Genomic DNA, 8367 nt, shown 5'->3' on the forward strand with positions numbered 1-8367 from the left:
GCGCTGCCCTCCGAAGGCAGAGGCCAGAGGTTCGAATCCTCTCGGGTGCGCCATTTTTCAACCCCTTGTAGGATCATGCACCTCTGCATGCATTGCGTCCTGACTGACCCTGCTATTAACTGTCCGGGACGTGGACACAGGGGACATCGCGGTAGCATGACTGACCAGAAGGTGAGCATATTCGGTGGAGGCTCGGTCGGGCTTTGCCTTGCTGCGAATTTTGTCAAAGCCGGCGCTCAGGTGACGCTCTTGGTGCGAAAAGGCGTGGTTGAACATCTACAAGATAGTCCAATTACTGTGACGGGTTTGCTAGGTGACCATCAGATCGCACCGGGTGCCGTCTCCATTTGTGATGCGGCCAATCCTGACGCAGATGTATTGTCCTGCGAGATGTTGGTTTTGACGACCAAGGCGTATGACGTGGCAGATGCGCTGGCCCCATTTGCGGGGCAAACGACATGCCCTCCTGTGTTGTTGCTGCAAAACGGTATGGGATCGGCAGAAATCGCGCGGGATATATTGGGGCCTGACGTGCCGATCTTTTCGTCCGCAATGATGATCGGGATGGTGCGCCATAATCCGACAGAGGTGGAGGTGACGGCGATGTCCAGTCCGATCCTTTGTGGTCCATTGCTCGGTGATGATACGGCATCCCTCGTGCGCATGATTGATATCGCCAAAACAGGTTTCGTGCCGATGGAATATGACCCGCATATTCGTGATACGATTTCGTTCAAGTTACTTTTCAACACCTGCATGAACCCGACAGGTGCGATCACGGGGCAAACTTTCGGAGAGTTGCTCTCCGATCCGCAATCGCGCGCCTTGATTGTCGGCCTCGCCGACGAGACGCTTGCCGTCTTCGACAAAGCCTATGGTTATCGGCCCGCCAAGAGTGGTCAGCATTATGTTGATGACATCCTCAGCAAGATCATCTTCCCAAACGGGGCGGGGCACCGGTCATCGATGCTGCAAGACGTGCAATCGGGCCGTCAAACCGAAATTGACTTTGCCACAGGTGCCGTGATCCGGCTTGCAAACAGCGTAGACTTGCCTGCAATCCGGCACCAAAGTATCTTGCAATTGATAACAGCGCGCACGTCAAAATTGTAGCGCATCCCATCAAGAGATGATGGTTGTATTGATCTGCTGCGCCCCGCAAGCGAGAGTTCCACATGGCAAGAAGCCGCAGACCGACCCAAGCGCAAGTTGTACCTGATCTTGTCAGCCCGTCTTGGTATCGCACCAAGGTCGACCCGGCGGAAATCCGTGCGCTTATGCAGAAATCCGACGCGATCGCGGGGCGCGATACGGTGCTTTGGCTTGGCGGGATGTTTGTCTTTGCGGGCATCGCCGTTGCACTTTGGCCGTCGTGGTGGTCGGCTCCGTTCTGGCTGGTTTATGGCGTGCTTTATGGGTCCGCGTCAGACGCGCGCTGGCATGAATGTGGCCATCGCACCGCATTCAAGACCGCTTGGATGAACGAAGTGGTTTATCAATTGGCCAGCTTCATGCTGATGCGCAATCCCACCGTTTGGCGGGCCAGCCATGTGCGCCATCACACGGACACGATCATCACCGGGCGCGATCCTGAGATTGTCGCGATGCGGCCGCCGGATCTGTTGCGTATTGTTCTCAACCTCTTTGGTCTTGTTGATGCGGTCCATTTGCTGCGACGCATGTTCTTGCACGCGAGAGGGCGTATTCACCCTGACGAAATGCCGTATCTGGGCGAGAGAGGGCGCAAAAGCGTCTTTCGTGTCGCGCGGATCTGGCTGCTGATTTATGCGGCTGTCATTTCGCTGAGCATCGCGACAGCCTCACTTGTCCCGCTGATGCTGATTGGTCTGCCGCGACTTTACGGGGCGTGGCATCATGTCATGACGGGCCTGTTGCAACATCTTGGTCTGGCAGAGAATGTCGCCGATCACCGGCTCAACACACGCACTGTTTTGATGAACCCCGTCAGCCGCTTTATCTATCTCAACATGAACTATCACCTTGAGCATCACATGTTCACCATGGTGCCCTATTACCACCTGCCCAAGCTGCACGGGCTTATCAAACATGACGTCCCAGCACCCGAGCGCTCGATCTATGCGGCCTTCCGGCGACTACTGCCTGTGCTGGTCAAACAGCTGCGCTACAAGAATGCGGTCATTATTCCGGCACTGCCCAAGGGGGCCACGCCCTATGCGCCAGAGGTCGAACGGCTAAAGCCCTACGCGGCCTAGTCATTCATGATGTCATCGCGTTCAGGATACGCGCCCAGCTGCGCATTCCCTTGTGGAAAGACGACAGGTCGAATTTCTCATTGGGTGAATGCAGCCCGTCATCGTCTTTGCCAAAGCCGATCAGCATCGTATCCATGTCGAGGATCTCCTTGAAGTAGCCCGCAATCGGAATGGATCCGCCCGCACCAATGAAGGCCGCCGCATTTGGCCATTCATCTGACAAAGCCTGACGCGCTTGTTCAAAAGCAGGGTGAGTGGTTGTCATTTGTGAAGCCGGGCTCGCGCCATGATCTTTCCACGACACCGCGCAATCCGCAGGGATCATATCGGTAACCATTTTTCTGAAGTTTTCTCGAATGGTGTGCGGGTCTTGCGTGCCCACGAGCCGGAAGCTGATTTTGGCGGTTGCGATGGCTGGCAGAACGGTCTTGAACCCGTCACCGGTATAGCCCGATGACATACCGTTTACTTCGCAGGTCGGGCGCGACCAGATCATTTCCAAAGGGCGCCGCCCAATTTCGCCTGCCGGCTCAGAAAGGCCCACTTCGCCCAAGAACGCTTTGTGGTCGAATTTGAGATCATCCCACGCGGCAGCCATCTCATTGGAAAGCTCAGGCACGCCGTCGTAGAAGCCGGGGACGGTGACCCGCCCCTCATTGTCATGCAACGACGCGATGATCTTGGCCAAAACGCGCGCCGGGTTCATTGCGATTCCGCCGTAGCTGCCCGAATGCAGGTCGCGGCTTGGCCCTGTGATCGTCAGCTCCTCCCCCAGCAATCCGCGAAGCTGCGTCAGGATCGACGGGGTGTTGTCGTCATAGAGGGAGGTGTCAGAGATCAGCGCGATATCCGCTTTCAGCTCCGCGCTGTTTTCCTTCATGAAGGGGATCAGCGAAGGGGAGCCTGATTCCTCTTCACCCTCAAAGAACATCGAGATATTGGCCGGCAACCTCCCATGCACGGCTTTCCAGGCCCGACAGGCTTCTACGAAGGTCATCAATTGCCCTTTGTCGTCAGCGGTGCCCCGGCCCCGGATCACTTTTCCTTTGGGTGTGTCTTCGACCTGCGGATCAAAAGGGTCGTTGTCCCAAAGCTCAAGCGGATCAACGGGTTGCACGTCGTAGTGTCCGTAAAAAAGAACATGCGTGCCGTCGCCGCCATTGTGCGCCATCACCATCGGGTGGCCGGGGGTTTCGCGTTTTGTGGCCTCAAAACCGATCGATTGCAAATCTGCAACCAGCCAATCGGCAGCCGCCTGACAATGGTCTTTATAGGCCGGATCGGTGGAAATCGACGGGATGCGCAGAAGGTGCTTGAGGCGCTCTACTGCATCTGGCAAGTCAGCATCAATACGGGCGAGGACGGGATCGAGGGTCATTGGGCAACCTATCAGTTTGTTCCCCAGCAAGGTTGTCGCTGGCGCACCGAACGTCAAGGCGATCTGGTCAAAGATCGCGCTGGAAATAGATCAATTCGTTGGCGACGACTGGAAAGTGAACGGCCGCATGACTTTCGGGATAGCGGGGAATCTCTTTGAAGCCGAGGTCGCGATAAATGGCATGCATCGCTGTGCTCGCTTTGAGCGTTTCGACAAGGATCATTTTCACGCCCAATTCTTTCGCAACTTCCAGCCGCAAGGCGATCATTTTCCGCCCAATCCCATGTCCGCGCGCCTGAGGTCGCACATACATGCGTTTGAATTCGGCGGCGTCGGAACGGATTTTGCGCATCATGCCCATGCCTATCAGCTCACAGTTTTCATCGTATGCGAGCGTGGTTGCCCCGTTCGGTACGAAATATTCATCAAAGTCATCCCAGAAGTCTTGCACCGCCATCTCAGGCGTTATTGCAGCAGCAACCACAGCCCCCGCGCGACTGATTTGCAGTTCGTAAAACTCCAAAAGCATGTCCTGCAGAGCCGTGCGGTCCAAATCTTTGCCTGCCAGGATGACGTCAATCACAATTTTTCCAATTCAGATAAGGGTGGATAATGAACTGCCATTCTATGCGCTCAAGCATTTCACGCACTCCAGCGATCACCAAGTAGTTTCTTCCCTGAAATTGCCTTGTTTGATACAAATCAATGAAGTGATGACGCTTTGCCCGCATCAATAAGAGCAAGGGGGGCGACACTTTGTTACGTCTTGTCGGACGCGGTGCTGCCCTATATGTGGTTAGAACGATTCAAAGGCCCCGCCAAGCGATGGTTTTTGTGACCGAGACAGAGGATATGGCACAGTGGATTACAACGTCGAACTGGACAATGCGATCAACCGTTTGCACCAAGAGGGTCGCTACAGGACCTTTATTGATATCGAACGCAAGCGCGGCCAGTTTCCACATGCGACATGGCGCAAAGACGACGGCACCCAGGCGCCCGTGACCGTTTGGTGCGGGAATGATTATCTCGGCATGGGGCAGCATCCGGCGGTCCTTGACGCGATGCATGAAGCGATTGATGCGACCGGTGCGGGCTCTGGCGGAACGCGCAATATCTCCGGCACGACGGTTTATCACAAGCGGCTTGAGGCTGAATTGGCCGATCTGCATCAAAAAGAAGCGGCGCTGTTGTTTACCTCGGCCTATATCGCCAATGATGCGACGCTCAGTACGTTGCCGAAGCTGTTTCCGGGGCTGATTATCTATTCTGACGCGCTGAACCATGCCTCCATGATCGAAGGCGTCCGACGCAACGGTGGTGCGAAGCGGATTTTCCGCCACAATGATCTGGCGCATTTGCGCGAATTGCTTGCTGCGGATGATCCCGCTGCGCCCAAGGTGATTGCTTTCGAATCCATCTATTCGATGGATGGTGATTTCGCGCCAATCGCGGCGATTTGCGATCTGGCGGATGAATTTGGCGCGCTGACCTATATCGACGAAGTCCATGCGGTTGGCATGTATGGCCCCCGCGGTGCCGGTGTGGCAGAGCGTGATGGCCTGATGGAACGCATTGATATCATCAACGGCACCTTGGCAAAAGCCTACGGTGTGATGGGCGGCTATATCGCGGCCAGTGCAAAAATGTGCGACGCCATCCGCTCTTACGCGCCGGGATTCATTTTTACGACCTCGTTGCCGCCAGCGGTTGCCGCAGGTGCTGCGGCGTCCGTCGCCCATCTCAAGGAAGATGAAAGTCTGCGGGTGCGTCATCAGACCCAGGCAAAGATACTCAAATTGCGCCTCAAAGGGCTGGGGTTGCCTATCATTGACCACGGCAGCCACATCGTGCCTTTGATTGTTGGTGATCCGATCCACACCAAAAAACTGTCAGATTTGCTATTGGCAGAGTTCGGCATCTATGTGCAGCCGATCAATTTTCCGACCGTGCCGCGTGGCACAGAGCGTTTGCGCTTCACGCCGTCTCCTGTGCATGGGCCGCGTGAAATGGATGCATTGGTGGGCGCTTTGGACGATTTGTGGTCGCATTGTGCGCTGAATCGCGCTGAGTTGGCAGGATAGTTCTTTTCGCCCTGTGCATAAGTTTGCCGCCCGTGTTAAGGTTTTATGAAGCATTTGGTGGTTTTCGATTCGAAGGTCCCTGAATGAGTTGGGGCACAAGCGACGGGACAGTCGATGATCGGGAAGACCTTCAAGCGCGAAGACGCATCGGAGGACGTTGAAGCAAAAGGCTTTGACGACTTTGATTTGCGGCTGGGCGATTTGATGCGCGGTGAACGTGCGACAATGGGCAAGAGCCTGCTGGATGTGCAGCGTGAGTTGAAAATCAAGGCCGCTTATATTGCTGCGATTGAAAACGCTGATCCCTCTGCCTTTGACACCCCCGGTTTTATCGCAGGTTACGTCCGCTCCTATGCGCGCTACCTTGGTATGGACCCTGATGAGGCCTTTGGAATATTTTGCCGTGAAAGCGGGTTCGCGACTGCGCATGGTATGTCTTCGCAGGCATCGTCAAAGCAGGGCAAATCCTATGATCCGGCCGCAGCACCGCTTGGCAAGGACATATTCGCATCCTCCGCGACGCCGTTTATTCCCGCCAACGATGCGGTGCTTTCGGGTTTTGAGCCGCGCGCTATCGGCTCAATCGCTGTAATGATCGCGCTTATCAGCGGCTTGGGCTACGGGGGCTGGACTGTTTTGCAGGAAGTGCAAAAGGTCCAATTTGCCCCGGTTGAGCAGGCGCCTGTTGTGTTATCGGATCTGGACCCGCTCAATGGCGCAAGCAAGTCTTTGTCATCCGATCAGGGGGCGGGCAATTTCGAAGCACCTTCTGTGGACGCACTCAACCGGCTTTATCGTCCACAAGCGTTGGACGTGCCGGTTTTGGTCGCGCGGGATGCGCCGATTTCAACCCTGACCCCGGGTAGCATCGGTACGATGGTGCCTGACGTTGCCATCTCGCAAGCACCGGTACTGGCTGCCGCTGATCTTGATACCCCGCTGCCGCCGGCGATTCAGGTTGTCGAACCCGATGTGCCAGAGTTGCAACTGGTCGCTGTGCGTCCGGCCTGGGTGCGTGTGCAATCTGCCGATGGCACGATCATCTTTGAAGGTGTGATGGCGCCGGGCGAGAACTTCGTTGTGCCTGCGACAGAAGACCCGGCTCGCCTGCGTGTCGGCGAAAGTGGCGCGATGTATTTTGCTGTGAATGGCGTGCATTACGGGCCTGTTGGGCCAACCGGCGTCGTGACTTCCAACGTTGAATTGAGCGCGCAGAGCCTCCGGGACGTCTATAGCGTAGCAGATTTGTCGTTGGACACTGATTTGGCCGAAATCGTCAACGTGGCCGAGGTCTCGGCAGACCAATAAGCCGCGCCTAGGCAGACTTGCTGAGATACGATTTGCGCCCTAAGTTGCAATTCATCTGAACTGCACGCGAAAGCACACTCATTCATGTCGTTGAACCACATCCGTCCTTGGCGCAATATTTACCGTCGAAAGTCCCGTCAGATCATGGTGGGGAATGTGCCAGTGGGCGGTGATGCACCGATCACCGTGCAGACGATGACAAACACGCTGACCACCGATATCAAGGGCACCATTGCGCAAGTGCAGGCAGCGGCAGATGCTGGTGCCGATATTGTCCGGATTTCAGTGCCTGATGAGGCATCGAGTGCCGCCCTCAAGCATATCGTGCCTGAAGTGAGCGTGCCTATCGTTGCCGATATCCATTTTCACTATAAACGTGGTATTGAAGCGGCAGAGGCAGGCGCGGCCTGTTTGCGCATCAACCCTGGCAATATCGGTGATGAGAAACGCGTCAAAGAGGTCATCAATGCGGCGCGTGATCACAATTGCTCAATTCGGATCGGGGTGAATGCCGGATCGCTGGAAAAGCATTTGCTGGACAAATACGGGGAGCCGTGCCCCGATGCGATGGTTGAAAGCGGGCTGAATCACATCAAAATCCTGCAAGATAACGACTTCCACGAATTCAAAATCTCGTGCAAGGCCTCCGACGTGTTCATGGCAGCGGCAGCCTATCAGCAATTGGCTGATGCGACAGATGCGCCGATCCATCTTGGCATTACAGAAGCCGGAGGCTTGATTTCCGGTACGATCAAATCCGCGATTGGCCTTGGCAATCTGCTCTGGATGGGTATTGGCGACACCGTCCGGGTGAGCCTTTCTGCTGACCCGGTCGAGGAAGTCAAAGTCGGTTTCGAGATTCTCAAATCACTTGGGCTGCGCCACCGTGGTGTAAACATCATATCCTGCCCTTCCTGCGCGCGGCAGGGGTTTGACGTGATTAAAACGGTCGAAGAACTGGAAAAGCGGCTGGAGCATATCAAGACCCCCATGTCGCTTTCGATTATCGGCTGCGTAGTCAATGGGCCGGGCGAGGCATTAATGACAGATGTCGGCTTTACGGGTGGCGGGGCCGGGTCAGGGATGGTCTATCTGGCGGGCAAACAAAGTCACAAACAATCCAACGACGACATGGTCGATCACATTGTCGAACAGGTCGAAAAGAAAGCCGCCGCGCTGGAAGCTGAAAGTGCAGCCACCTCCGCGGAGTAAGGTGGATAAAGACCCACCTTACGGGCTTGGATTTCAGCCATACCAGTTTCCGAATTTGACCGCGACGTCGCCATCGACCATTTCCGCAAATTCTGCGGGGTATTGTGTGCCGCCGTCACGCCCACGGTAGTGGTAGGGATAGACATAGGTT

Annotated in this window: 7 protein-coding genes and 1 pseudogene; 5 read left to right on the forward strand and 3 right to left on the reverse strand. The window is 55.7% G+C overall.

Annotated elements, in window-relative coordinates; all coding sequences use genetic code 11:
* Positions 1 to 156 precede the first annotated feature (156 nt).
* Both ACFDSS_RS12070 and ACFDSS_RS12075 read left to right on the forward strand, forming a co-directional pair.
* Positions 157 to 1113 carry a ketopantoate reductase family protein gene (locus ACFDSS_RS12070; protein ID WP_375255993.1) on the forward strand — a complete coding sequence of 319 codons (957 nt, stop codon included), beginning with the start codon at positions 157 to 159 and terminating at the stop codon, positions 1111 to 1113.
* Between the two features lie 62 nt (positions 1114 to 1175).
* Positions 1176 to 2234, forward strand: coding sequence for a fatty acid desaturase family protein (locus tag ACFDSS_RS12075; protein ID WP_375255994.1), 1059 nt, complete (start codon positions 1176 to 1178; stop codon positions 2232 to 2234).
* Positions 2235 to 2238: 4 nt separating this feature from the next.
* On the opposite strand, the gene ACFDSS_RS12080 is transcribed toward ACFDSS_RS12075, so the two are convergent.
* Both ACFDSS_RS12080 and ACFDSS_RS12085 read right to left on the reverse strand, forming a co-directional pair.
* Complete coding sequence (locus ACFDSS_RS12080) at positions 2239 to 3612, reverse strand: M20/M25/M40 family metallo-hydrolase (RefSeq protein WP_375255995.1); 1374 nt, start codon at positions 3610 to 3612, stop codon at positions 2239 to 2241.
* Between the two features lie 67 nt (positions 3613 to 3679).
* Positions 3680 to 4195: a GNAT family N-acetyltransferase gene (locus tag ACFDSS_RS12085; RefSeq protein ID WP_375255996.1), complete on the reverse strand. Its 516-nt coding sequence runs from the start codon at positions 4193 to 4195 to the stop codon at positions 3680 to 3682.
* Positions 4196 to 4472: 277 nt separating this feature from the next.
* Between ACFDSS_RS12085 and hemA the strand changes: the two genes are divergently transcribed.
* The 3 genes from hemA (at position 4473) to ispG (ending at position 8216) form a co-directional block, all read left to right on the forward strand.
* Complete coding sequence (gene hemA / locus ACFDSS_RS12090) at positions 4473 to 5696, forward strand: 5-aminolevulinate synthase (protein ID WP_375255997.1); 1224 nt, start codon at positions 4473 to 4475, stop codon at positions 5694 to 5696.
* Between the two features lie 114 nt (positions 5697 to 5810).
* On the forward strand, positions 5811 to 7004 hold the full coding sequence (locus tag ACFDSS_RS12095; protein WP_375255998.1) for a helix-turn-helix domain-containing protein: 1194 nt from the start codon (positions 5811 to 5813) through the stop codon (positions 7002 to 7004).
* Positions 7005 to 7088: 84 nt separating this feature from the next.
* Positions 7089 to 8216, forward strand: a complete 1128-nt coding sequence (gene ispG / locus ACFDSS_RS12100) for a flavodoxin-dependent (E)-4-hydroxy-3-methylbut-2-enyl-diphosphate synthase (RefSeq protein WP_375255999.1) — start codon at positions 7089 to 7091, stop codon at positions 8214 to 8216.
* Between the two features lie 33 nt (positions 8217 to 8249).
* Here ispG and ACFDSS_RS12105 read toward each other — a convergent pair.
* Positions 8250 to 8367: pseudogene (locus ACFDSS_RS12105) on the reverse strand (MBL fold metallo-hydrolase); the annotation flags it as partial.

The sequence above is a fragment of the Yoonia sp. genome, assembly GCF_042093035.1.
GTDB lineage: Bacteria > Pseudomonadota > Alphaproteobacteria > Rhodobacterales > Rhodobacteraceae > Yoonia.